The sequence below is a fragment of the Planotetraspora kaengkrachanensis genome, assembly GCF_016862895.1.
In the GTDB taxonomy this organism is placed as follows: Bacteria; Actinomycetota; Actinomycetes; order Streptosporangiales; family Streptosporangiaceae; genus Planotetraspora; species Planotetraspora kaengkrachanensis.
Window position 1 is genome coordinate 20,343 of the sequence record NZ_BONV01000007.1, and the last position, 23,061, is coordinate 43,403.

A 23,061-nucleotide genomic window follows, 5' to 3' on the forward strand; every position below is an offset into this window, starting at 1 on the left:
TATATATCCTGCGCGGGACCGACACCCACGCGGCATAGACCCAGGCGTTGAGCCGGGGCACGCGGCGGGAACACTTTCCCGCCGCGTGCCACGTGTGAGAAACGCCGGCGCGTGGGTCAGGAGACCTGCCGCTGTGCGATCTCCGTCTGGGAGACCACTCCGTCGTAGAGGCGGACCTCGTCGATGTCGCCGGTGAAGTACCGGCCCGGCGCCGATCCCGTCTGCCCCCGGCCCACGGTGACCGGCCCGGTTGCGTCGATCATGTCCGGCGCATCGATCGGCGGGCAGCCGGCGATCGGCCCGACTCCGGGAACGGCCTCGGAGCAGTTGCCGTCCACGTACAGGCGTGCCGTGTGACTCACCGCGTCGTAGACCGCGGTCAGGTGTGCCCACCCCCACGGGTCGACGGGGTCGGACGACCAGACCACGACCTTCCCGTCGGAATCGCCTCCGGACGTCACCAGCGCCCAGCGCGCGATCGGCTCCGGATCGTCTGGACTGATCCGCTCTTCGATGCTGTAGCCGGTGTTCGTCTCTCCGAACTGGCTCACCACGACCATGCGGTCGTCCGGCGTCTCCGGCAACACAGTGGGCTTGGCCCAGGCCATGACCGAGAACGAGCCGCCGGTGGAGACGGCTCCGCTCGACGTGTCGGCATAACCGCCGGACTGCGCGTCGACGACCAGGTCGGATGCGCCCATCCGTCCGCCCAGGCCGCCGTCCTCGAACGACGGCTGCCACGTCGCGTCCGACCGCAGCGTCATGTCGGGAGCCCCCGGTACGGCGTTCGCCGCGCTCGTGCCGCTTCCTTCGTCGAACGGCCAGTAGGAGCTCAGCGTGAACTCACCACCGCCCGGTCCTCCGTTCCCGCCGCCCGCCGCCACGCTGAACCCGTAGCTCACCCGTGAGCTCCAGCGGCCGGCCGCGTTCCTGTTACGCACCTGCAGGGTCTGGCTTCCCACGCTCGCCGGAGCCCATGTGACCGTCAGCGACTCGCCCGGTGCGACGCTCTCGGTCACCGGCGCCTGGCCTACGAAGGTGTACTCGTAGGCGACCACATCCGGGCTGCCCGGAGTGAAGGTGAAGTCACCCGGCTTGCCGACGCCGCCGTGGGCCTGCCCGTCGTCCGGGTAATCGGCGGACGTGACCTGCGGCGCTCCCGGCGACGCGGTGGAGATCTTCAGATGGCACCAGGCCGACCAGCCCGACGTCGCGTTCTCATCCGACGACCGTGCCCGCCAGGCGATCGTCTGCCCGTCGGTGAACGACCCGGCGGGAACCGTCGCGGAGAACGGCAACCCGGACGAGATCCGCGAGTTCGTGATGGGCGGGAAGTTCCTGCTGCCCTTCAGGGTCTGGCCGTCCCACCATTCGATCGTCCCCCCGACCCGGTTGTCGGGGTCGCGCAGAACCGCCGTCAGGATGGGCGTGGCCGTGCTCGACAGAGCCGGAGCCGCGGCGTCGGTCGCACAGGCTCCGCCCGGGTCGGACGACAGGTCGGCGGCCGTAGGCGCCGGAGGCGGGTTCTCGTACGTGATGATCAGCCGGGGTTCGCGGGCGTCCGCGCCGGAGTACTTGTTCGCCGAGTAGAACTTCGCCCACGAGTCGGGGTCGCTCTCGTCGGCCGCGGCCAGCCGGAGCCCGTAGTCGGGAGCGCCCGCCGCCCATGCGGAGACGATGGAGTCGATGTCCCAGCCCATGTAGTCGGCGGGGCAGGCAGCGGAGTGGCCGTGCCGTTCCCGGTTGGTGACGGCGTCCGCGGTGGTGACCGGGGGCTGTGCGGACCAGGTCAGCGTGGCCGGGTCCCATTCGCCGGTCACCCGGCTGACCTCCAGGCCCGCGCCCTCGGTGCAGCTGGACGCACGCCAGGAGTACAGCCACAGGTCGGCGTCCACGATCCGCGTGCCCACGAGCGACGAGGCGCCGAACTTCAGGTACGACCGTGCCGTGCACCCGTCAGGGCAGCGCCGCGACTCGGCCTTGTGCCCGGCCTTGAGCACGTCCGACCCCTGCCGGGTCACGGACGACGCGTTGCTCGTCCACACGTCGGTCGCCGCGTAGAGCGACGTCGTCGGGTCGATCGTCACCGGATAACGGCGATCGGGGGACGTGAGGAAGTCCATGTCCGGGCGCAGCACCAGCGCCTGTCCCGCGGCGGTGTCCTCCACCGCGGCGTCCACCCGCACCATGGCGGAGTCGCCGTCCGCGTCGCTCGAGGCGTCCCACATCTGAGGAGCGGGCGCGGAGGCCACCAGCCTGCCCGCGGGATCCCGCAGCTCAAGCGAGCCCGTACGCGCGTCCAGCGTCAGCCGCACGCCGCCCGCGCTCACGACCGGCAGCCGGATCTCCACCGGCCGCGCCGGCCGGTCCCGCAGGACCACGGTGTGCGCGAACCCGGTCTTCAGCGCCGTCACGGCCAGGTCGGCAGGCTGGCCCGAAGGCAGACGCACCCCTCGGTACGTCGCGGTGTCGCCGTGCACGACCGGTTCGGGCAGCGTCGCTGGCCACGACAGTCCGTACGCGCTCGCGCCCGACCGCAGGAGCGCGAACGGCGCGGCGCCACCGGAGCCGACCGTGAGGTCGGCGGCCGAGGCGCGGGGGCGCAGGGCTCCGCCGGACTTCACCAAGGTGGTGTCGATGTCCACCCAGCCGCCGGACCGTCGGACGCGCGTCGGCCCGCTGGACACCTCGAGCCGGAACGAGCCGTCCGGCAGCGCCACCGTCCGTGACGAGGACGTCGTCGCGCCGTCGACGGCCACCTCCGTGCCCGTGGAACGTGCCAGTGCCGACGCGGACGCCTCGTCCATCGCGGACACGTGGCCAAACTGGGAGCCGGACTGGGGGCCGGCCTTCGACGGTCCGCCCGACGTCGCGGAGGCCGCCGCCGGAACGAACGCGACCGCCGAGGTCATGACGAGGGTGAACGCCGCCAGGCTCGCGGCGGCTCTCCGGACGGCCGGTCGGCGCCCGGAGAGCAGATGATCTCGATGCGTTGCCAATTTGGGGGAAATAGGCCGTAGCCAGGATGAACGCACACAAACCCCGTTACAAGATCAGGAGCGACAAAACGCACTGATCGTATGGAACGTGACTAACAGCCGTAAAGCCACTTTCTGTGATCCCACGAGTAAGCCTGTAACGGATCGAACGGATCGGACGATAGTCACGATCAATCGGTTGGTGAGCGTACGGTTAACGCCCTGCCCGGCATCGGAACGGCACTCGCCCTCGGCATCCGAGCAGCCCCCGCGGCCGCTCCCCCGGGCACGATGTGACGATGATCACACAGTGAACTGTCGGCGACCTCGGAGTCGTCCCTCGGTGTCGGCGCGGTGGCCGGGCGGCCACGCGGGCGCGTCAGTCGTAGAAGCCCAGGCGGCGCAGCTGCTTGGGGTCGCGCTGCCACTCCTTGGCGACCTTGATGCGCAGGTCGAGATAGACGCGGTTGCCGAGCAGCGCCTCGATCTGCTGCCGGGCACGGGTGCCGACGTCCTTCAGCCGGGAGCCGCCGGGCCCGATCACGATCGCCTTCTGCGACGGCCGCTCCACGTACATGAACGCGTAGATGTCCAGGAGGTCGTCGCGGCCCTCACGCGGCCCCATCTCCTCCACCACGACCGCGATGGAGTGCGGCAGTTCGTCGCGGACCCCCTCGAGCGCCGCCTCCCTGATGAGCTCGGCGACCAGGATCTGCTCCGGCTCGTCGGTCAGCTCGCCCCCGGCGTACAGCGGCGGCGACTCGGGCAGGCGGGCGATGAGCTGGTCGGCGAGCACGTCGAGCTGTTCCCCGCTCTCGGCCGACACCGGGACGATCTCCGCGAACTCGGCCAGCTCCGACACCGCGAGCAGCTGACGGGCGACCTGCTCGCGCGAGGCGAGGTCGCACTTGGTCACGACCGCGACCACCGGGGTCTTCTTCACGGCGGCCAGCTTCTCGACGATGAACCTGTCGCCCTTGCCGATCGGGTCGTTGGCCGGCACGCAGAAGCCGATCACGTCGACCTCGGTCAGGGTGGACAACACGAGGCTGTCCAGCCGCTCGCCGAGAAGCGTGCGGGGCCGGTGGAAGCCGGGGGTGTCCACGATCACGAGCTGCGCCTCTGGGCGGTGCACGATGCCGCGGATGGCCCGCCGGGTCGTCTGCGGCTTCGACGAGGTGATCGCCACCTTCGTGCCGACGAGCGCGTTCATCAGGGTCGACTTGCCGACGTTCGGCCTGCCGACGAAGCAGGCGAACCCTGCGTGGAAGTCGGCGCTCGGGTCAGACATGCCGGCCCTTCAGTGAGCCGTCGGGCCCGGCCAGGAGGAGCGTCCCGTTGTGGAGGTCCTCCATGACCGACAGGTCCTGCTCCGCCGGGCCGTCCGCCTCGGTGACCAGCGCGGTCGCCTCCAGGGCCTTCGCACCGCTCGTCACGGCCATCGCCACCGCGACCTGGACCGCCGTCAGCTGAAGGGAGGGCAGGTCGACCCCGCTCGCGGCATATGTCCGCCCGGTCTCGTCGCGCACCGCGGCTCCCTCGGTGGAGCCGTTACGGGCGCGGACCGAACGCGCCAGTGTGATGATCTTTGCGTCCTCGGGGTCCAGCGTCTCTGTCACGGGTCAAGGCTACCGACCTCGCGGACCAGCGACCGGACCAGTTCCTCGGTACGGCGGGCGTCGGGCGGCGCCAGGCCGGCGTGGACGAGGGCGACGAGGGTGTGGTTGACGTTCGCGACGACCAGATGCATCTCGTACGGGTATCCCCCGACGCGGCCGGTCAGCCGGCGGGCCTCGACGTCGTCGCCGACGTCCTCGATCGGGAATTCGGAGGACACCAGCCGGTCCCGCCCTCCGGCGCCGCCACTCTGGGCGGTGACGCACTCCCCCATGGCCTCGCGCAGCTCCTCGAGGTGGTCCGCGGCCTGGCCTCCCAGATAGACCGCCAGCCCGACTCCGGCCAGCTCCCCTATGCGGTCACCCTGGTAGGTGACCGCGGCCGTGCCGCCGAGGCCGTCCAGGGGCGGCTTTCCCGCCACGGCGTCGAAGAGCACCCGGCACGCCGGCTTCTTCGGCCGGAACGGGGGTCGCCATCCGTCTCTGGCCCGATCGGAGAATCCGGCCGGCAGGGTCTCCATGGTGGCGAGCGCGGCGCGCATCCGGACGGTCTCGGCTGTGGATCTCGCGCGTGCGTGAATCACGTCCTCGGTCCCGCACGCTCCCGTCATCGCGATCAGCCCGCACACGAGGGCCGCGTGGATGATCCGCATACCGTCGTCTCCTCCGCCGACCCGTTCCTTCCCTCGGACGGAAATCGACAACCACCAGGAGTGACGGGCGACGACGAACAGTGATGAAAATGGGCGCTCCCACCCGTTCCGGCCGGGTGAGAGCCCCCACGACCCCCGAGCGAGGGTGCCGGTGCGCCGCGAACCCCTTCCGGCGCGCCGGTCCTCCCCCCTTTCGGCGTCCCGAACCCCTCCCGGACGCCTTGCGAGAACTGTGGCCCAGCCGACTTGCAGAACGCTTAACGGACGCTTGCCGCCGATGCCGCATGCGACACAAATCCGGCAATCGGCACGGCTACTCCCGCTCGGCCGACGCCCTGACGACGTCGTCCTCGGAGGCCTGCTTGATCGGCCGGACCACCACGGTGCTGATGCGGTTGCGGCGCCCGGCCAGGGTCTCGGCCGTCAATCTGAGGCCGCCGACCGTGGCCTCGGAGCCCGCGATGGGCACGCGTCCCAGCGCGTGCGCCAGCAGGCCGCCCACGGTGTCGACGTCCTCGACCTCGATCTCGGTGTCGAACAGCTCGCCCAGCTCGTCGATCGGCAGCCGCGCCGTCACCCGTACGGCACCGCCGTCGAGCCATTCGACCCGGGGCGCCTCCTGGTCGTACTCGTCCGCGATCTCGCCCACGATCTCCTCGAGCACGTCCTCGATCGTGACCAGGCCGGCGGTGCCGCCGTACTCGTCGATCACGATCGCCAGGTGGATCTGCCGCGCCTGCATCTCGCGCAGCAACTCGTCGATCGGCTTGCTGTCGGGGACGTAGGTGGCCGGGCGCATGAACCCGTCGACCCGGGCGCCCGTGTCGCCGTTGTCCTGTATCCGCCTGACGATGTCCTTGAGATACGCGATGCCGACGACGTCGTCCTCGTTCTCTCCGACGACGGGGATGCGGGAGAAGCCGCTGCGCAGCGCCAGCGACAGCGCCTGGCTCAGCGTCTTGCCGCGCTCGATGAAGATGATGTCGGTGCGCGGCACCATGACCTCGCGCACGAGCGTGTCGCCCAGCTCGAACACCGAGTGGATCATTTCCCGCTCGTCGGGCTCGATCACCCTGCGCTGTTCGGCGAGGTCGACGAGATCACGCAGTTCGGCCTCGGAGGTGAACGGCCCCTCCCGGAACCCCCGGCCCGGCGTGAGGGCGTTGCCCAGCAGGATCAGCAGCGTCGGCAGCGGCCCGAAGATCCGTGTCAGGCCGTACACGATCGGGGCGCCCGCCAGCGCGACCGGCTCGGCGTGCTGCCGGCCGAGGGTGCGCGGGGAGACGCCGACGATGACGTAGCTCACCACGATCATGATGGCGGCCGCCACCGCGTACGCCTGCCCCTGGTCGCCGAGCCAGTCGACGGTCAGCAGGGTGGCGATGACGGTGGCCACGAGCTCGCAGCTCAACCGGAGCAGGAGCAGCAGGTTGAGGTAGCGCGGCGGGTCGGCGACGATCGCCTGGAGGCGCACGGCGCCGCGGCGGCCCTCCTTGACGAACTCCTCCGCGCGCACCCTGGAGATGCGCGTGAGAGCCGTTTCCGCACTCGCCAGCAGGCCGCCGACCACGATCAGGATGACGGCCGAGATCAGCCAGCCGTTGTTCACGGCTTCCGCCGCACCTCCCGCCACGCCTCGAGCAGTTCGCCCTGCAGGCCGAACATCTCGGCGTGTTCCTCCGGTTCCGCATGGTCATAGCCCAGCAGGTGGAGGATGCCGTGGGTGCAGAGCATCTCCAGCTCGTCCTGGGCTCCGTGCCCGGCCTCCGCGGCCTGCTTGGCGGCGACCTGGGGGCAGAGCACCACGTCGCCGAGCAGCGCGGGATCGGCGGCTGCGTCGTCCTCGCGACCGCCGCCGGAGTTGGGCCGCAACTCGTCCATGGGGAAGGCCAGGACGTCGGTCGGCCCCGGCTCCCCCATCCACTGCTCGTGCAGGACGGCCATCGCCGCCTCGTCGATGATCAGGATCGACAGCTCGGCGAGGGGGTGGATGCCCATGCGTCCGAGCACGTGACCGGCCAGCTCGACGAGTGCCGACTCGTCGACCTCGACGCCGGACTCGTTGGCCACCTCGATGCTCACCGGATCTCCTTCACACGCGCGTTCGTCATCGTCTGCCTCTGGATCGCTTGGCGATCTCGCGGGGCTCGGACGCGATCGCCGCGTCATAACGTCCGTACGCGTCCACGATGTCGCTGACCAGCCGGTGACGTACCACGTCGGCGCTGGTCAACCTGCTGAAATGAATGTCCTCGATGCCCTCGAGGATGGTCTGGACGACCTTGAGGCCGCTCTCCTGGCCGCCGGGCAGGTCGATCTGGGTCACGTCACCCGTGACGACGATCTTCGAGTTGAAGCCCAGCCGGGTCAGGAACATCTTCATCTGCTCGGGCGAGGTGTTCTGCGCCTCGTCGAGGATGATGAAGGCGTCGTTGAGTGTGCGCCCGCGCATGTACGCCAGCGGCGCGACCTCGATCGTGCCCGCGGCCATCAGGCGCGGGATCGAGTCCGGGTCGAGCATGTCGTGCAGGGCGTCGTAGAGCGGCCGCAGGTACGGGTCGATCTTCTCGTAGAGGGTGCCCGGCAGGAACCCCAGCCGCTCCCCCGCCTCGACGGCTGGCCGGGTCAGGATGATCCGGTTGACGTGCTTGTTCTGCAGGGCTTTGACGGCCTTGGCCATCGCCAGGTAGGTCTTGCCGGTGCCGGCGGGACCGATGCCGAAGACGACCGTGTGCTTGTCGATCGCGTCGACGTACCGCTTCTGGTTGACCGTCTTGGGCCGGATCGTCCGGCCGCGCGACGAGAGGATGTCGAGTGAGAGCACCTCTGCGGGACGGTCGGTGGTCATCCGCAGCATTGCGATGCTGCGCTCCACCGAGTCCGGCGTGAGCACCGCGCCCGAGGCGGCCAGCTCGACCAGCTCCTCGAACAGGCGCACGACGACCCCGCTCTCCTCGGGGCTGCCGGTGACGGTGATCTCGTTGCCGCGCACGTGGATGTCGGCGCGGAAGGCCTTCTCTATGACCCGCAGCAGCTCGTCGCGTGAGCCGAGCAGGCTGACCATCGGCTGCCCATCGGGGATGACCACCTTGGCCTGGGTTTTATGGAATTCCTGTGATTCGGACATGGGCGGCCCTACGGCCTGCTCGCCTCCCTCTTTTCCTACCGTCATGCTAGCCGCTCACCCCGGCGGCCATTGGAGACTCCTGCCCCCGAGAACGTGCGCGTGGACGTGGAAGACGGTCTGCCCGGCACCCGGGCCGGTGTTGAAGACCACGCGGTAGCCGGTTTCTGCCACGCCCTCCTGCACGGCGACCGCGTGACACGCCTTGAGGAGATCGTCGGCCAGGCCGTCGTCGGCCTCCGCCAGCGCGGCCGCGTTCGCGTGGTGGCTCTTGGAGATCACCAGCACGTGCGTGGGGGCCTGGGGGTTGATGTCGCGGAACGCCAGCGCCCGCGCGGTTTCCAGGACGATTTCCGCGGGAATCTCCTTGGCCGCTATCTTGCAGAACAGGCAGTCGGTCACGAGCGACAGAGTAGCCGTTGCCAATCAGTGATGCCGTGGAAAGATCCCCGTAGATAGTCTGTGTGTGCGACACTGCACCGAAAAAACACCCCTAGTGTCGGGCGAGGACACCACTGGGTCATGCCCCCTAATGATTCGGAAGAACGTAAACTTCCCGGGAGTGACGAGCGTCCTACTGACGTGACCACCGAAACCCTCGTGGCCGACAGGTCGCTGGGGGCGGTGCCCGTCGGGTGGGATGCCGACATGGCCGTGACGGCGCTGTACAGCGCTCACTATCGGTCATTGGTGCGTCTCGCGGTGTTGCTGGTCCGTGATGTGGCCAGCGCGGAAGAAGTCGTGCAGGACGCCTTCGTCGCCATTCATGGCGCGTGGCGACGGCTTCGCGACACCGACAAGGCACTCGCCTACCTCCGCCAGTCGGTCGTCAACCGATCACGGTCCGTGCTGCGCCATCGTGCCGTCGTCGAGAGATACGCCCCCAAGGGCCTGCCCGACGCGCCGAGCGCGGAGAACGGCGCGATCGGCGAACTGGAGCGCACGGCGGTGATCGAGGCACTTCGCGGCCTGCCCACACGGCAGCGGGAGGCGCTCGTCCTGCGCTACTACGGCGACCTGTCCGAGGCTGAGATCGCCAACGCGATGGGAATCAGCAAGGGCGCGGTGAAAAGTCACACGGCCCGCGGCATGGCCGCACTACGGATGGCACTGGAGCAGTTCTCATGACCTTCCCCGACGACGACTTCGAGGAGTTGCTCCGCGCTTCCATGCGCGCGGAGGCGGACTCCGTCGTGCCGTCTCCCGAGGGACTGAACATCATCCGCGGCCGGATCGAGAAGCGCGGCCTGCGGGGCACGTTTTGGTGGCGAGCCGGAGTCTCCGTAGCCGGGGCCGTCCTGGTGGCCGGCACGGTCGTCATGCTGGTCCCCGACCTTCGGACCCAGGTGAGCCAGAGCACGGGCATCTCGGTCGCGGGAGCCGACGGCACCGAGCTTCCCGACACCTCCTCGACGGGACGGCCCCCCGCGGGCACGATTCCCACCCCCGTGATCACCCCGAGCGCGACGCCGCACTCGCAGCTGTCGCCGACTCCCTCGCACAAGCCGAGCACGAGCGTGCGGCCGACCCCGCCCAAGACGTCGCCCTGCGCGACGCGCGGCGCGGGTCAGACCCCCGCCCCACCGTCCTGCCCCCCGGAGCAGCAGACGCCCACGCCCCCGGTGACCACGCCCGCGACGGTGTCGCCGACCCCCACGCCGTCCGACACCCCCACGCCCACGCCGACTCCCACACCCACGGAGACGGCCACGACCAACTCGGCGGTCGACGACACCGCGCCGGCCTCCTGACGACCTCGCCGGCCTGAGGGCGTCACCAGCGCCCGCAGCGCGACAGCAGCACCGAGGCGGCCGCCACCCCCGCCGTCGAGGTCCGCAACACCGTCGGCCCCAGCAGGGCCGGTACGGCTCCCGCCTGCGTGAACCTGGCCAGTTCCTCGCCGGTGACACCGCCCTCGGGGCCGACCACGATCACGACGTCGCCCTCGGCGGGCAGCGGGAGTCCGGTCAGCGGGGCCTCCGCCTCCTCGTGGAGGACGATCCCGAGCGCCGCCCGTGAGATCAGTTCCGCGACCTGGCCGGTCGTGGCCTGTTCCGTCACCTCGGGGAGATGGAAACGGCGGGCCTGCTTGCCGGCTTCACGTGCGGTGCTCCGCCAGCGGGCCGTCCCCTTCGCGGCGCGGTCGCCCTTCCATTGGGTCACGCACCGGGCCGCCGCCCAGGGCACGACGACGTCCACGCCGACCTCGGTCATCATCTCGACCGCGAGTTCGCCACGGTCGCCCTTCGGCAGGCCCTGCACCACGACCAGGCGGAGCGCGGGCGCATCGACGTGATGACGCCCGACCACCTCGGCGGCGACCGAGTCCTTGCCCGCGTCGAGCACCACGCACTCGGCGACGAACCCGGCGCCGTCGGTGAGGTCGATCCGCTCGCCCGCGCGCATCCTGCGGACGGCGGCCGCGTGCCGCCCCTCCGGGCCGCCGAGCACGACGCGGTCCGCCTCGAGGTCGGCCCGGTCGGCCAGGAACACGGGAACGCTCATGTGCCGCTCACCATGGGGTCAGCGGCCGTTGAAGGCGTCTCGCAGCCGGGAGAAGAAGCCCTGCTGCCCGGGCGTGAACTTGCCCGGTGGCCGCTCCTCGCCCCGCAGCTTCGACAGCTCCTTGAGCAGTTCCTCCTGCTGGGGGTCCAGCTTGGTCGGCGTCTCCACGGTGACGTGGATCAGCAGGTCGCCGCGGCCCGTCTCGTTGAGCCGCTGGACGCCCCTGCCGTACAGGGGGATGACCTGTCCCGCCTGCGTGCCGGGGCGCACGTCGATCTCCTCGGCGCCGTCGAGCGTCTCGACGGTGAGCGAGGTGCCGAGGGCGGCGGCCGTCATGGGGATCTGCACGGTGCAGTGGAGGTCGTCGCCGCGCCGCTCGAAGATCTGGTGGGGGCGTTCGACGATCTCCAGGAAGAGGTCGCCGGCGGGTCCGCCTCCGGGGCCGACCTCGCCTTCACCCGCGAGCTGGATGTGGGTGCCGTCCTCGACGCCGGCGGGGATGCGCACCTTGATCGTACGGCGGGTGCGGACGCGGCCCTCGCCGGAGCACTCCATGCACGGGTGGCGGATCACGCTGCCGAAGCCGCCGCACTGCGGGCAGGGACGCGAGGTCATGACCTGGCCGAGGAACGACCGGGTGACCTGCGAGACCTCACCGCGTCCGTGGCACATGTCACAGGTGTCGGGGTGGGTGCCCGCCGCCGCGCCGGAACCCTGGCAGACCTCGCACAAAACGGCCGTGTCCACGACCAGCTCACGCGTGGTGCCGAACCCCGACTCCGCGAGGTCGAGTTCGACCCGGATTGTCGCGTTGCGCCCCCTCCGGGCCCGGGATCGCGGTCCTCGCGAGCCTCCCGCGGACCCGAAGAAGGCGTCCATGATGTCGCTGAACGGGAACCCGGCGCCGAAGCCGCCCGCACCGGCGCCCGCGCCGCTGCTGAAGGGGTCGCCGCCCAGGTCGTACATCTGGCGCTTGCTCGTGTCCGAGAGCACCTCGTACGCCTGGGTGACCTCCTTGAACCGTTCCTGGGTCTCCGGGTCCGGGTTCACATCAGGGTGCAGCGCCCGGGCGAGACGGCGGTACGCCTTCTTGATCTCTTCCTGGCTGGCGTCACGGCGTACCCCGAGGGTCGCGTAATAGTCCTGGGCCACTTATGACCCCGCCAGGATCTGGCCCACGTATCGCGCCACGGCGCGCACCGCACCCATCGTCACGGGATAGTCCATTCGAGTCGGGCCCAGCACTCCGAGCCGGGCCAGTTCCTTGTCGCCCGAACCGTAGCCCGCGGCCACGATAGAGGTGCCACGAAGTCCGGTATACGGGTTCTCCGAGCCGATCCGCACGGTCAGCTCGGACAGTCCGCCTGTCTCGCCGAGAAGGCGCATGAGGACGACCTGCTCCTCCAGCGCCTCCAGCACGTCGCGAAGGCCGACGCTGAAGTCGGCCGCCGCGAGGTTGGCGGTCCCGGCGAAGACGAGTTTCTCCTCGTGCCGCTCGACGAGCGTCTCGAGGAGGACGGACAGGATGGTCGCAGCGACCGGCCTGTCCTCCTGTGGAAGCCGTTCCGGCAGCTCCGCGACCGTCTCCGGGACGCTGGACAGGCCACAGCCGTCGAGGCACGTGTTGAGCACGGCCCGCAGGTTCGCGATCCGGTCCTCCGCCACGTCCTCGACCAGTTCGATCACGCGCTGCTCGACCCTGCCGGTGTTGGTGATCAGCACGAGCATGACCCGCCGCTCGCCGACGGGCACGATTTCCACGTGCCGGACCGTCGACCTGGTCAGCGACGGATACTGCACCACCGCGACCTGACGGGTGAGCTGTGCCAGCAGGCGCACGGTGCGCATGACGATCTCGTCGAGGTCCACCGCTCCCGCGAGGAACGTCTCGATCGCCCGGCGTTCGGCGCCCGACAGCGGCTTCACCTGTGAGAGACGGTCGACGAACAGGCGATACCCCTTGTCCGTCGGCACCCTGCCCGCGCTCGTGTGGGGCTGGTGGATGTACCCCTGCTCCTCGAGCGCGGCCATGTCGTTGCGGATCGTCGCAGGTGAGACGCCGAGATTGTGCCTGTCGGCAAGGGCCTTGGAGCCCACCGGCTCATTGGTGGACACGTAGTCTTCGACGATGGCACGCAGCACGGCCAGCTTGCGGTCGTCGAGCAATGTGTCACCTCCCTGTGCGAGGAACACGGGCTCTGGCACTCTGTGTTCCCGAGTGCCAAGTGTACGGCCACGGCTCACGGGGTGCGATAACACAGACGATGCCATGGACAGACCACCAGGTGATCGCCCTTATGCCACAAGACTGAAATACCCGCTTCCTGAGGTCCGAGCCCGATCGCGGCATCTCGTTGCGCGCCCCGTGATCCGCGCCCCGTGATCCGGAGCACCCGCGACCGCACGCCGCGCACGCCCGCCGTTTGCTAGCGTTCCCGGCATGTACGGGCAGGACGTGCTTTCCGGAGACTGGCGGCGCCCCCGGCGGGGGCAGATCCCCAAGGTCCCCGCGGAACCCGACCTCGTCGTCGAGGACGCGGAAGGCCGCTTCTGCGGCGCCGTCGTGGCCTGTGACAAGGAGGCCGTGACACTGGAGGACCGGTTCGGGCGGCGGCGCGTCTTCCCCCTCGCCCCCGCCGGGTTCCTCCTTGACGGCAAGCCGGTGACGCTGGTGCGGCCCGCCGCCGCGCCCCAGGGCGCGAGGCGGAGCGCCTCCGGCTCCATCGCGGTGGAGGGCCTGCGCGCCAAGGTGGCGAGGGAGAGCAGGATCTACGTCGAGGGCGTGCACGACGCCTCCCTCGTCGAGAAGATCTGGGGCCACGACCTTCGCGTGGAAGGCGTGGTGGTCGAGTTCCTCGAAGGCGTCGACGATCTGCCCGCCATCGTGGCGGAGTTCGCCCCAGAACCCGGCAGGCGCCTGGGGGTGCTGGTCGACCATCTCGTGCCGAGCTCCAAGGAGAGCAGGATCGCGGCCCAGGTGACCGGGGACCACGTGCTGATCGTGGGACACCCGTACGTGGACATCTGGCAGGCGGTCAAGCCGGCGGCCCTCGGCATCGAGGAGTGGCCGGACGTCCCTCGCGGGATCCCGTGGAAGGAAGGCGTGATCGCCGCCCTGGGCTGGCGGATGGACCCGCAGGAGGCGTGGCGGCACATCCTCGGGCGGGTCGAGACCTTCGCCGACCTCGAGCCTCAGCTCCTCGGACGCGTCGAAGAGCTGATCGACTTCGTCACCGCCCAACCCCCCGCGTGATCATGCACACCTTCGGCCGGAGGCGGCCCGACCGGCGCGAACCCTCGCCGTGATCATGCACGCCTTCGGCGACATGGCGCCCGACCGGCGCAAACCCTCGCGGTGATCATGCACGCCTTCGGCGACAGCCTGCCCGACCTGCACAGAAACCATCTGTGATCATGCACGCACCGGCTACGGCGTCAGGTCCCGGACCAGGGCGTCGGCGAGCAGCCGTCCGCGCAGGGTGAGCACGGCCTGCCCCCGCTTGAACGGCTCCACCTCGAGCAGGCCGTCCCCCAGCGCCCTGGCGCACGCCGTACGCGCCTGCGGGGGCAGATCGGACAGCGGGAAGCCGGACGCGAGCCGGAGCTCCAGCATGATCCGCTCGACCGCACGGTCCTCGGCGGTCAGCTCCTCCCTGGCGTGCCCGGGAGAGGTCCCAGAGGCCAGGCGGGACGCGTACGCCGCCGGATGCTTGACGTTCCACCAGCGGGTGCCGCCGACGTGGCTGTGCGCTCCGGGGCCGACGCCCCACCAGTCACCGCCGGTCCAGTAGAGCAGGTTGTGGCGGCAGCGGGCGTCCTGTTCGGCCGCCCAGTTGGAGACCTCGTACCACTCCAGACCGGCGGCCGAGAGCATCTCCTCCGCGATGAGGTAACGGTCGGCAGCCACGTCGTCGTCGGGCATCGGCAGTTCGCCGCGGCGGATCCGCGCGGCCAGCCGGGTGCCGTCCTCGACGATCAGCGAGTAGGCCGAGACGTGGTCGGGTTCGGCCGCCAGGGCCGCCGCCAGCGAGTCGCGCCAGTCGTCGTCGGTCTCCCCCGGCGTGCTGTAGATCAGGTCCAGGTTGACGTGGTCGAACCCGGCCTTCCTCGCCTCCCGTACGGCCTGCTCCGGCCGGCCCCGGGTGTGCCTGCGGTCGAGCACCCTGAGCACGTGCTCGCTGGCGCTCTGCATGCCGAAGCTCATCCGGGTGAAGCCGCCCTCCCGGAGTTCCTCCAGGTAGGCCTGGTCGACCGACTCGGGATTGGCCTCGGTGGTCACCTCGGCGCCGGGCGCGAGGCCGAATTCGTCGTCGATCGCACGGAGCAGCCGCACGAGGTCGGCCGCGGGCAGCAGGGTCGGCGTTCCCCCGCCGAAGAACACGGTCTCCACGGGCAGGGCGGCATCCCCGAGCACGCGCCTGGCGAGCCGCACCTCGTCGATCGCCGTCGCGGCGTAGTCGCGCTGTGACGCCCCCTGGCCGAGCTCGGCGGCGGTGTAGGTGTTGAAGTCGCAGTAGCCGCACCGCGTGGCGCAGAACGGGACATGCACGTAGAAGCCGAACTGACGTGAACCGAGCCCGTCGAGCGCCGACTGCGGCAGGCCGCCGGACGCGGGGACGGGATCGCCGTCGGGAAGAGCGGAAGGCACACCTCCAGTCTGCCGCCAGTCCCGCCATGCCGACGACGCCGTGGGCGCCACGCCACGCGCGCGACGCGGGTCCCGCCGAACTCGGCCGCCGCGAAGCCATTGACGGCCCGATCACCCCGGTCTACGATCGGCGACAATTTACAAGAAAGTTTCCTAATAGTTGTGCCACACGACAGCAGGAGACACAACGTGCGCCGATTCCTGAAGAACCTCCTCGTCGCGACGGTCGCCGTCGGCCTCGCGGCCGTCGCGGTGCCGCCCGCGGCCCAGGCCCAGACAGGCAAGAGCGACCGCTACAAGCGGGTCGCCTACTTCATCCAGTGGGGCATCTACGGGCGGAACTACCACGTCAAGGATCTCGAGACCAGCGGCGCCGCCGCCAAGCTCACCCACATCAACTACGCGTTCGGGTTCGTGGGGCCCGAGGGCACGTGTTACTCCGCCGACCCTTGGGCCGACTGGCAGCGTCCGGTGCCCGCCGAGCAGAGCGTGGACGGCGTCGCCGACGCCGACGCCCAGCCGCTCAAGGGCAACCTCAACCAGCTCAGGAAGCTCAAGGCCGAGCACCCCGGCCTCAAGGTCCTGATCTCGCTCGGCGGCTGGACCGGATCCAAGTACTTCTCCGACGCCGTCCTCACCCCCGCGTCGCGGGCCAAGCTGGCCGCCTCCTGCGTCGACCTGTGGATGAAGGGCAACCTCCCCGACCTGCCCGCAGGCGCGGGAGCCGGCGTGTTCGACGGCATCGACCTCGACTGGGAGTGGCCAGGCTCCTCCGGCAACGACGGCAACATCATCCGCCCGGAGGACAAGCAGAACTTCACGCTCTTCCTCACCGAGCTGCGCCGCCAGATGAAGGCGGCCGACCGGAAGTCGGAGCTCACCGCCTTCCTCCCCGCGGCGGCCACCAAGATCGACGCCGGCTTCGAGGTCAAGAAGGTCTTCAGCCAGCTCGACTTCGCCACCATCCAGGGCTACGACCTGCGCGGCTCGTGGGAGCTCCAGACCGGGCACAACGGCAATCTGTTCACCGACCGGCGTGACCCCAACCCCGTCCGCTACAGCGTCGATCAGACGGTCCGCGACTACATGAGCCGCGGAGCTCCCGCCAAGAAGATCGTCGTGGGAGTCCCCGCGTACGGTCAGGGCTGGACCGGCGTGACGTCCAAGGGCAACGGCCTCTACGCTCCGGCGACCGGACCCGCCCCGGGCACCTGGGCACCCGGCAGCGACGACTACAAGAACCTCGTGAACAAGCCGGGCAAGCGCTACCGCGACCTGCTGACCGGCACGCTCTGGCTCTACGACGGCAACGAGTTCTGGTCCTACGACGACCCGGCCGTCATGGTCGAGAAGGCCGCCTACATCAGGCTCAAGGGGCTCGGCGGCTCGATGTTGTGGTCCATCGACCAGGACGACGCCAAGGCGTCCCTCACCTCGGCGCTGTACTCCGTGCTGCGCTGATCCCCGAACCACCTGCGGGGGTGGGCCCGTCCGCCGCAGCACGGACGGGTGAGGGAGGGGGCCGGAGCTCCTGGGTCGAGCTCCGGCCCCCTTTCCCGTGTCACGACCCGCTCTTGAGCACCCGCTCCGCGATCCAGTCCCACTTCTCGCTGTGACCGGGATGGGCGAGGAGCCTGAGCATCAGGTCCCTGTCCCCGTGATAGGCGGCGAACGCCTCGCGGATCGTCACCCCGTCACGAGGCCAGTCGATCACCTCGATCGCGTCGCCCGCGCCCAACTCGCCCTGTTCGACGACCCGGAAGTACGCGCCTGGACGGGCGGCCCGGGTGAAGCGCCTCACCCAGCCGGGCTCCCCCATCCACCCGCGGAACGTCACGCAGGGGACCCGGGGCGCCGTCACCTCGATCACGGCGGTCCCGATCCGCCACCGCTCCCCGATGAGCGCGTCCGTCACGTCGGCTCCCCACGTCGTGAGGTTCTCCCCGAACGAGCCGTTGCCCCGCTCCCCGCCCAGTTCGGCCTGCCACCAGTCGTGGTCCTCCCGCGCGTACGCGTAGACCGCCTGGTCGGGGTGCCCGTGATTGACGAGGTCGGCCCGCTCGTCCCCCGCCAGGCCGTTCACGTGGACGGCGACGCGGCCCTCGGCCGGCCTCTTGTCGATGGCGGTCCGCCGGAGCCTGCCCGCCCATTCGGCGGAGACGGCACGGCCCACGTTAACCGAGACGATGTGCATGATCCTGACGCTAGTGAATCCTCATCTCCACGACCAGCGGGTTTTCCGCGAGCCGGGTGTGAATCCCCACCCACGGGTGGAGCCTGGGATCTCCACCCGTGCTCCGATCCGCCGGCACCCGGACCCTCCATAACGTCGGGTCCCATGAACGAACTGCTCGCCGCCGTGCTGGCCCTCGCCATTCTCGCCCTCGCCGTCTACCGCCAGATGCGCGTCCGTCCCGTCAACGAGGGGCGCGCGCTCACCCTGCCGTTCGTGCTCGTCGTCATCGGCGTCCTCCAGGGACATCTCGTCGACTCCGCGCACGCCTCGATGAGCATCGCGCTGCTCACGGCGGAACTGCTCGTCGGCGCCGCGCTCGGCATCGTCCGCGCCTACACGATGCGGGTCTGGCGTGACACCCGGGGCACGCTGTGGCGCAGGGGCACGGCATGGACGATCCTCGCCTGGCTGGTCGCGATCGCGGCGCGCTTCGGCTTCGTGGCCGTGGGAAGCGCCGCCGGGGTGGCCTTCGAGACGGGTTCGATCCTGATCTTCCTCGGGCTCTCCCTCGTCGTCCAGGCCGTGGTGGTCGCCCACCGCGCACGATCGATGGACTCCGCGCTCGCGGTTAACGTCGAGGGGTGAAACAGGCCCGCGGCATGATGTCCGCGTTGCGGCTCGCGGCCGTGGCGGCGTTCACGCTCGCCGTGGTGCGCGACCGGCCGGAACCCGCGTTCACCTGGCTGCACGTGATCCACGGACTACTCGCGGCCGCCTTCGTGATACTGGTGTTCCTGTCCCTCTGGCGGCGCGCCCGCCCGTTGCCCGTCGTGCTCCTGACGGCGTACGCGATGGTCGCCCTGGCAGTCGCACTCCAGATCAACGCGCCCAACGGCCCCGCGCTGACCGCTGTGTTCGTGTCAATCGGCGTCGTCGCCGTACGACTGCCGCCCGCCCACTCCCTGCCGGTCACCGGGGCCGCGCTGGCCGTGATCACCGTGGGCGACCTGGCGCAGGGCCGGGAGGCCTCGTGGGCGGTGATCGCCTTCAGTGTGGTCATCTACCTGATCGCCTACGTGCGGCGGACGACCCTCGCGGCACGCGCGGCCGAGGATCGGGAGGCCGTCCTCGCGGAGCGCACGCGCATCGCCAGGGACATCCACGACATCCTCGCGCACTCGTTGTCGGCCCAGCTCCTCCACCTGGAAGGGGCCAGGCTCCTGTTGCGCGCCGACCGGGCCGGCGAGGCGCTGCAGCGGGTGGAGCTGGCAAGGGACATGGCCAAGCAGGGGCTGGAGGAGACGCGCCGGGCGATCACGGCACTGCGTGGGGACGTCCCTCCGCTGGCCGAGGCGGTCTCCGCCCTGACCGGGGAGTTCCAGGCCGCGACGGGGGTGGGCTGCGAGCTCACGATGGCGGGCGAGACCCGCCGCCTCGATCCGGAGGCCGAGCTCGCGATCATCCGTACGGCCCAGGAGGCGCTCACCAACGTACGGCGGCACGCACCCGGCGTCGCCCCGGACGTCCGGCTCACCTTCGGCCCGGCGTCGTGTTCGCTCGATGTGACCAACGAGCTGGCCGCGTCGCCGGGTACGCCCGGCAGCGGTTACGGAATGGCGGGCATGCGGGAGCGGGCCGAGCTGATCGGAGGCCGCCTGGAGGCGGGCGAACGCGACGGCGTGTTCCGTGTGCACCTTGAGGTGCCGGCGTGACCACCCGGCGCCACGGCCGACGTCACCACGCCGGTGCGGCCGACGGGAGCAACCGGGGCCGGCCGGCCGACCACCGGCCGTCCGATCGTGCCGGGTTCCGCCGGCGCGTTACTTCTTGGCCTTGTCCGCGCTGGAGTCTGTGGACAGCGCCGCGACGAAGGCCTCCTGGGGCACCTCGACCCGGCCGACCATCTTCATGCGCTTCTTGCCTTCCTTCTGCTTCTCCAGCAGCTTGCGCTTACGGCTGATGTCACCGCCGTAGCACTTGGCGAGGACGTCCTTGCGCATGGCCCGGATGTTCTCCCGGGCGATCACCCGGGCGCCGATGGCGGCCTGGATGGGCACCTCGAACTGCTGGCGCGGGATGAGGTCCTTGAGCTTCTTGGCCATCTCGACGCCGTACGCGTAGGCCTTCTCCCTGTGGACGATGGCGCTGAAGGCGTCGACGGGCTCACCCTGCAGGAGGATGTCGACCTTGACGAGATCGGCCTCCTGCTCGCCCAACGGCTCGTAGTCGAGCGAGGCGTATCCGCGCGTCTTCGACTTCAGCTGGTCGAAGAAGTCGAAGATGATCTCGCCGAGCGGGAGCGTGTAACGGATCTCGACCCGGTCCTCGGACAGGTAGTCCATGCCCTGGAGTTGGCCGCGGCGGCCCTGGCAGAGCTCCATGATGGCGCCGATGAACTCGGAGGGGGCCAGCACGGTGGCCTTCACGACCGGCTCGTGGATCTCGGCGATCTTCCCTCCGGGGAACTCGGAGGGGTTGGTGACCACCAGCTCCCGCCCGTCCTCCATCAGCACGCGGTAGATCACGTTGGGCGAGGTGGAGATCAGGGAGAGGTTGAACTCCCGCTCCAGCCGCTCACGGACGATCTCCATGTGGAGCAGGCCGAGGAAGCCGCAGCGGAAGCCGAAGCCCAGCGCCGCGGAGGTCTCCGGCTCGTAGACCAGCGCGGCGTCGTTCAGCCTGAGCTTGTCGAGGGCCTCACGGAGCTCGGGGTAGTCGTCGCCGTCGATCGGATACAGGCCCGAGTAGACCATCGGCTTCGGGTGGTCGTAGCCGCCGAGCGGGTCGGTCGCGGGCTTCGTCGCGCTGGTGACCGTGTCGCCGACGCGCGACTGGCGGACGTCCTTCACCCCGGTGATCAGGTAGCCGACCTCGCCGACGCCGAGGCCCTTGTCGGACGGCACGGCCTCCGGCGAGATCACGCCGATCTCCAGCAGTTCGTGCTGGGCCGCGGTGGACATCATGAGGACCCGCTCGCGCTTGGACAGGTGCCCGTCGATGACGCGGACGTAGGTCACCACGCCGCGGTAGGTGTCGTAGACCGAGTCGAAGATCAGCGCACGCGACGCCCGGTTCGCCTCGCCCACCGGCGCGGGCACGTGCTCCACGACGTGGTCGAGCAGCTCCTTGACCCCGACGCCGGTCTTGCCCGACACCCGCATGACGTCGCCGGGTTCACAGCCGATCAGCCCGGCGATCTCCTCGGCGTACTTGTCCGGCTGCGCGGCGGGCAGGTCGATCTTGTTGAGCACCGGGATGATGTGCAGGTCGGCGTTCATGGCCAGGTAGAGGTTGGCCAGCGTCTGCGCCTCGATGCCCTGGGCGGCGTCGACCAGCAGGATCGCGCCCTCACACGCCTCCAGCGACCGCGACACCTCGTAGGTGAAGTCGACGTGGCCGGGGGTGTCGATCATGTTGAGCACGTGGCCGTCCCACGGGAGCCGGACGGCCTGCGACTTGATCGTGATGCCGCGCTCGCGCTCGATGTCCATCCGGTCGAGATACTGCGCGCGCATGGACCTGTCGTCGACCACGCCGGTGAGCTGGAGCATCCGGTCGGCGAGAGTCGACTTGCCATGGTCGATATGCGCGATGATGCAGAAGTTGCGGATCAACGCGGGGTCGGTCTGGCCAGGCTGGGTGCGCACCGAAGTCCGTTTCAACAAGGTTCAACAAAGGTGGGTGTGGCCCGATCGGCCGAACCGCCTCGCCTCACGCTCAGCGCGCTCTCCGGTCGGGGCTGGCGAAGCAGCCACCCTCCATGGTGGCATGTCCGGATGCTTGCCTTGACCATCAGAGGGACCATCAGGCGCGTTACCCGCTGGGCGGTGATCGTCCTGGCCGTTCTGCTGGCCCTGGGGGTGATCGCGGCGGCCGCGCTGCGGATCGAGTTCGCCGGCTCTCCGGCGGCGTGGGCGAGGACGACGGGGCACGACGCCCTGTGGATGGGGCACGCCTGGGTGGACGGCAGGAAGACCGCCGCCGACGTCGACGCGCTGGCCCTCCGATTACGGCAGAGCGGGATCCGGGACGTCTACGTGCACAGCGGCCCCTTCGAGGCCGACGGCACGCTCCGCGCCGACAAATACCCCGGCGCGGCGGACTTCCTGAAGTGGTGGAAGGAGAAGCTGCCCGGCGTACGGGTGTCCGCCTGGCTCGGCCAGGTCGTGGGAGACGGCTCCGGCGGCACCCTGAACCTCGCCGACCCGGCGACCCGGGCGAGGGTCGTCGCCGGGGCGAAGGCGCTGGCCGATCTCGGATTCGACGGCGTCCACTACGACTTCGAGCCCGTTTCCGACGGCGATCAGTCCTTCCTTGACGTGCTGACCCAGACCCGCGGGGCCATCGGCGCCAAACTCCTGTCGGCGGCCACGCAGCAGATCGAGCCCTTGCCCGGCATGCGGTTCCCCCTCCGCCTCGCCATCGGCCACGACAAGTACTGGACACCCGGATACTTCCGGCAGGTCGCGGACCTCACCGACCAGGTCGCGATCATGACTTACGACTCCTGGACCCCCCTGCCGTCGCTCTACGGCGGCCACGTCGTACGGCAGACGAAACTGGCCATGGGCCTGGTGCCCGAGAACAAGACCGTCCTGATCGGCGCGCCCGCCTACCACGACCACCTCGTCGCCCTGAGCGACTTCGCCGAGAGTGTCGGGTCCGCCGCCGACGGCGTCAGGCTCGCCCTCACCGAGGACGGCCCTCGATCCAACCTGGGCCTCGCCCTGTATGTGGACTTCGCGGCCACGGAGGAGGACTGGAAGGAGTACGAGACGACCTGGGTCCGGCCCGAATAGGCCCTGATAGGCCCGGATAGACGGCATCCGGTCGGCCCGGCCGTGGTTCACGCCTAGGTCCGTCCCGGACGGACGGCTGCCGCGATCATGGCCGATCCGGAATCGCGGATGCCGGCTTCAGCCCCCGTCACGCCGGGGCAGGGTACGATTCAGACGCAGGCCATGCTTCATGCGCGATTTGAGCGCCGAGCAGGCCTGTTGATACTCTGTTTCTCTGCGTGTGGCGCGCCCTCTCTCGAGCCCGCGCGCCCCATCCGACCAAGACTTCACCGAGGCTTCTTCGTGGCGAACATCAAGTCCCAGATCAAGCGCAACAGGCAGAACGAGAAGGCCCGGCTGCGCAACAAGGCCGTCAAGTCGTCCCTGAAGACGGCGGTACGCAAGTTCCGCGAGGCCGCGGACCAGGGCGACGTCGATGCGACGGTGGCTGCCCTCCAGGCCGCCTCCCGTCAGCTCGACAAGGCCGTCAGCAAGGGCGTCATCCACAAGAACCAGGCCGCCAACCGCAAGTCGGCCATCGCCAAGCGCGCCGCCGCTCTGCAGGCTGCCAAGTAGCGCTCCG

At 70.0% G+C, this 23,061-nt stretch carries 22 protein-coding genes; 8 read left to right on the plus strand and 14 right to left on the minus strand.

Features of this window, described 5'->3' with window-relative positions; genetic code table 11:
* Nucleotides 1-116: 116 nt before the first annotated feature.
* From Pka01_RS11240 to Pka01_RS11275, 8 genes are all read right to left on the minus strand, one after another.
* Complete coding sequence (locus tag Pka01_RS11240) at nucleotides 117-2,999, minus strand: DNRLRE domain-containing protein (RefSeq protein ID WP_203882618.1); 2,883 nt, start codon at nucleotides 2,997-2,999, stop codon at nucleotides 117-119.
* A gap of 358 nt (nucleotides 3,000-3,357) precedes the next feature.
* Nucleotides 3,358-4,269, minus strand: coding sequence for a GTPase Era (gene era, locus Pka01_RS11245; protein ID WP_203882619.1), 912 nt, complete (start codon nucleotides 4,267-4,269; stop codon nucleotides 3,358-3,360).
* Nucleotides 4,262-4,597: a cytidine deaminase-like protein gene (locus Pka01_RS11250; protein ID WP_203882620.1), complete on the minus strand. Its 336-nt coding sequence runs from the start codon at nucleotides 4,595-4,597 to the stop codon at nucleotides 4,262-4,264. The genes era and Pka01_RS11250 overlap by 8 nt, the downstream gene beginning before the upstream one ends.
* A complete protein-coding gene (locus Pka01_RS11255) occupies nucleotides 4,594-5,247 on the minus strand; it encodes a hypothetical protein (protein WP_203882621.1) in 654 nt (217 codons plus the stop codon). The genes Pka01_RS11250 and Pka01_RS11255 overlap by 4 nt, the downstream gene beginning before the upstream one ends.
* A gap of 313 nt (nucleotides 5,248-5,560) precedes the next feature.
* A complete protein-coding gene (locus Pka01_RS11260) occupies nucleotides 5,561-6,856 on the minus strand; it encodes a hemolysin family protein (RefSeq protein WP_203882622.1) in 1,296 nt (431 codons plus the stop codon).
* The gene (gene ybeY / locus Pka01_RS11265) at nucleotides 6,853-7,329 is read right to left on the minus strand and encodes an rRNA maturation RNase YbeY (protein WP_203882623.1); all 477 of its coding nucleotides are present in this window, start codon (nucleotides 7,327-7,329) and stop codon (nucleotides 6,853-6,855) included. Before ybeY ends, Pka01_RS11260 begins: the two co-directional genes overlap by 4 nt.
* Nucleotides 7,330-7,354: 25 nt before the next feature.
* The gene (locus Pka01_RS11270) at nucleotides 7,355-8,374 is read right to left on the minus strand and encodes a PhoH family protein (protein ID WP_203882624.1); all 1,020 of its coding nucleotides are present in this window, start codon (nucleotides 8,372-8,374) and stop codon (nucleotides 7,355-7,357) included.
* Between the two features lie 54 nt (nucleotides 8,375-8,428).
* The gene (locus Pka01_RS11275) at nucleotides 8,429-8,773 is read right to left on the minus strand and encodes a histidine triad nucleotide-binding protein (protein WP_203882625.1); all 345 of its coding nucleotides are present in this window, start codon (nucleotides 8,771-8,773) and stop codon (nucleotides 8,429-8,431) included.
* Between the two features lie 246 nt (nucleotides 8,774-9,019).
* Here Pka01_RS11275 and Pka01_RS11280 point away from each other — a divergent pair, with 246 nt between their 5' ends.
* Both Pka01_RS11280 and Pka01_RS11285 read left to right on the plus strand, forming a co-directional pair.
* On the plus strand, nucleotides 9,020-9,499 hold the full coding sequence (locus tag Pka01_RS11280) for a SigE family RNA polymerase sigma factor (RefSeq protein ID WP_203882703.1): 480 nt from the start codon (nucleotides 9,020-9,022) through the stop codon (nucleotides 9,497-9,499).
* The gene (locus Pka01_RS11285) at nucleotides 9,496-10,122 is read left to right on the plus strand and encodes a hypothetical protein (RefSeq protein ID WP_203882626.1); all 627 of its coding nucleotides are present in this window, start codon (nucleotides 9,496-9,498) and stop codon (nucleotides 10,120-10,122) included. The genes Pka01_RS11280 and Pka01_RS11285 overlap by 4 nt, the downstream gene beginning before the upstream one ends.
* Nucleotides 10,123-10,144: 22 nt before the next feature.
* On the opposite strand, the gene Pka01_RS11290 is transcribed toward Pka01_RS11285, so the two are convergent.
* From Pka01_RS11290 to hrcA, 3 genes are read right to left on the minus strand one after another with little or no spacing between them, the layout of a single operon-like run.
* Nucleotides 10,145-10,876: a 16S rRNA (uracil(1498)-N(3))-methyltransferase gene (locus Pka01_RS11290; protein WP_203882627.1), complete on the minus strand. Its 732-nt coding sequence runs from the start codon at nucleotides 10,874-10,876 to the stop codon at nucleotides 10,145-10,147.
* Nucleotides 10,877-10,894: 18 nt separating this feature from the next.
* The gene (gene dnaJ / locus Pka01_RS11295; RefSeq protein ID WP_203882628.1) at nucleotides 10,895-12,028 is read right to left on the minus strand and encodes a molecular chaperone DnaJ; all 1,134 of its coding nucleotides are present in this window, start codon (nucleotides 12,026-12,028) and stop codon (nucleotides 10,895-10,897) included.
* The gene (gene hrcA, locus Pka01_RS11300) at nucleotides 12,029-13,042 is read right to left on the minus strand and encodes a heat-inducible transcriptional repressor HrcA (protein ID WP_203882704.1); all 1,014 of its coding nucleotides are present in this window, start codon (nucleotides 13,040-13,042) and stop codon (nucleotides 12,029-12,031) included.
* 274 nt (nucleotides 13,043-13,316) lie between these two features.
* Between hrcA and Pka01_RS11305 the strand changes: the two genes are divergently transcribed.
* Nucleotides 13,317-14,129, plus strand: a complete 813-nt coding sequence (locus Pka01_RS11305) for a DUF3097 domain-containing protein (RefSeq protein ID WP_203882629.1) — start codon at nucleotides 13,317-13,319, stop codon at nucleotides 14,127-14,129.
* 174 nt (nucleotides 14,130-14,303) lie between these two features.
* Here the strand turns inward: Pka01_RS11305 and hemW are convergent, their stop codons facing one another.
* Entirely contained in the window at nucleotides 14,304-15,524 is a 1,221-nt protein-coding gene (gene hemW / locus Pka01_RS11310; RefSeq protein ID WP_203882630.1) for a radical SAM family heme chaperone HemW, read from the minus strand.
* 189 nt (nucleotides 15,525-15,713) lie between these two features.
* On the opposite strand from hemW, the gene Pka01_RS11315 reads away from it, so the two are divergent.
* On the plus strand, nucleotides 15,714-16,985 hold the full coding sequence (locus Pka01_RS11315; protein WP_203882631.1) for a glycoside hydrolase family 18 protein: 1,272 nt from the start codon (nucleotides 15,714-15,716) through the stop codon (nucleotides 16,983-16,985).
* Nucleotides 16,986-17,085: 100 nt separating this feature from the next.
* Here the strand turns inward: Pka01_RS11315 and Pka01_RS11320 are convergent, their stop codons facing one another.
* Complete coding sequence (locus Pka01_RS11320) at nucleotides 17,086-17,718, minus strand: MOSC domain-containing protein (RefSeq protein WP_203882632.1); 633 nt, start codon at nucleotides 17,716-17,718, stop codon at nucleotides 17,086-17,088.
* 144 nt (nucleotides 17,719-17,862) lie between these two features.
* Here Pka01_RS11320 and Pka01_RS11325 point away from each other — a divergent pair, with 144 nt between their 5' ends.
* Nucleotides 17,863-18,345 carry a hypothetical protein gene (locus tag Pka01_RS11325; RefSeq protein ID WP_203882633.1) on the plus strand — a complete coding sequence of 161 codons (483 nt, stop codon included), beginning with the start codon at nucleotides 17,863-17,865 and terminating at the stop codon, nucleotides 18,343-18,345.
* Nucleotides 18,342-19,412, plus strand: a complete 1,071-nt coding sequence (locus tag Pka01_RS11330; RefSeq protein WP_203882634.1) for a sensor histidine kinase — start codon at nucleotides 18,342-18,344, stop codon at nucleotides 19,410-19,412. Before Pka01_RS11325 ends, Pka01_RS11330 begins: the two co-directional genes overlap by 4 nt.
* 108 nt (nucleotides 19,413-19,520) lie before the next feature.
* Here Pka01_RS11330 and lepA read toward each other — a convergent pair whose 3' ends face one another.
* Nucleotides 19,521-21,347, minus strand: a complete 1,827-nt coding sequence (gene lepA / locus Pka01_RS11335; RefSeq protein ID WP_203882635.1) for a translation elongation factor 4 — start codon at nucleotides 21,345-21,347, stop codon at nucleotides 19,521-19,523.
* Between the two features lie 129 nt (nucleotides 21,348-21,476).
* On the opposite strand from lepA, the gene Pka01_RS11340 reads away from it, so the two are divergent.
* Together Pka01_RS11340 and rpsT are read left to right on the plus strand one after the other, a co-directional pair.
* Nucleotides 21,477-22,499, plus strand: a complete 1,023-nt coding sequence (locus Pka01_RS11340) for a glycoside hydrolase family 18 protein (protein WP_203882636.1) — start codon at nucleotides 21,477-21,479, stop codon at nucleotides 22,497-22,499.
* Between the two features lie 282 nt (nucleotides 22,500-22,781).
* On the plus strand, nucleotides 22,782-23,054 hold the full coding sequence (gene rpsT / locus Pka01_RS11345; protein ID WP_203882637.1) for a 30S ribosomal protein S20: 273 nt from the start codon (nucleotides 22,782-22,784) through the stop codon (nucleotides 23,052-23,054).
* Nucleotides 23,055-23,061: the final 7 nt, after the last annotated feature.

Bases quoted from the DNA above. Each gene is read 5' to 3' on its own strand.
- era (WP_203882619.1), bottom strand. From the start codon at position 4,269: ATGTCTGACCCGAGCGCCGACTTCCACGCAGGGTTCGCCTGCTTCGTC.
- Pka01_RS11255 (WP_203882621.1), bottom strand. From the start codon at position 5,247: ATGCGGATCATCCACGCGGCCCTCGTGTGCGGGCTGATCGCGATGACG.
- Pka01_RS11270 (WP_203882624.1), bottom strand. From the start codon at position 8,374: ATGTCCGAATCACAGGAATTCCATAAAACCCAGGCCAAGGTGGTCATC.
- Pka01_RS11280 (WP_203882703.1), top strand. From the start codon at position 9,020: ATGGCCGTGACGGCGCTGTACAGCGCTCACTATCGGTCATTGGTGCGT.
- Pka01_RS11285 (WP_203882626.1), top strand. From the start codon at position 9,496: ATGACCTTCCCCGACGACGACTTCGAGGAGTTGCTCCGCGCTTCCATG.
- Pka01_RS11290 (WP_203882627.1), bottom strand. From the start codon at position 10,876: ATGAGCGTTCCCGTGTTCCTGGCCGACCGGGCCGACCTCGAGGCGGAC.
- Pka01_RS11305 (WP_203882629.1), top strand. From the start codon at position 13,317: ATGTACGGGCAGGACGTGCTTTCCGGAGACTGGCGGCGCCCCCGGCGG.
- Pka01_RS11320 (WP_203882632.1), bottom strand. From the start codon at position 17,718: ATGCACATCGTCTCGGTTAACGTGGGCCGTGCCGTCTCCGCCGAATGG.
- Pka01_RS11325 (WP_203882633.1), top strand. From the start codon at position 17,863: ATGAACGAACTGCTCGCCGCCGTGCTGGCCCTCGCCATTCTCGCCCTC.
- Pka01_RS11340 (WP_203882636.1), top strand. From the start codon at position 21,477: ATGCTTGCCTTGACCATCAGAGGGACCATCAGGCGCGTTACCCGCTGG.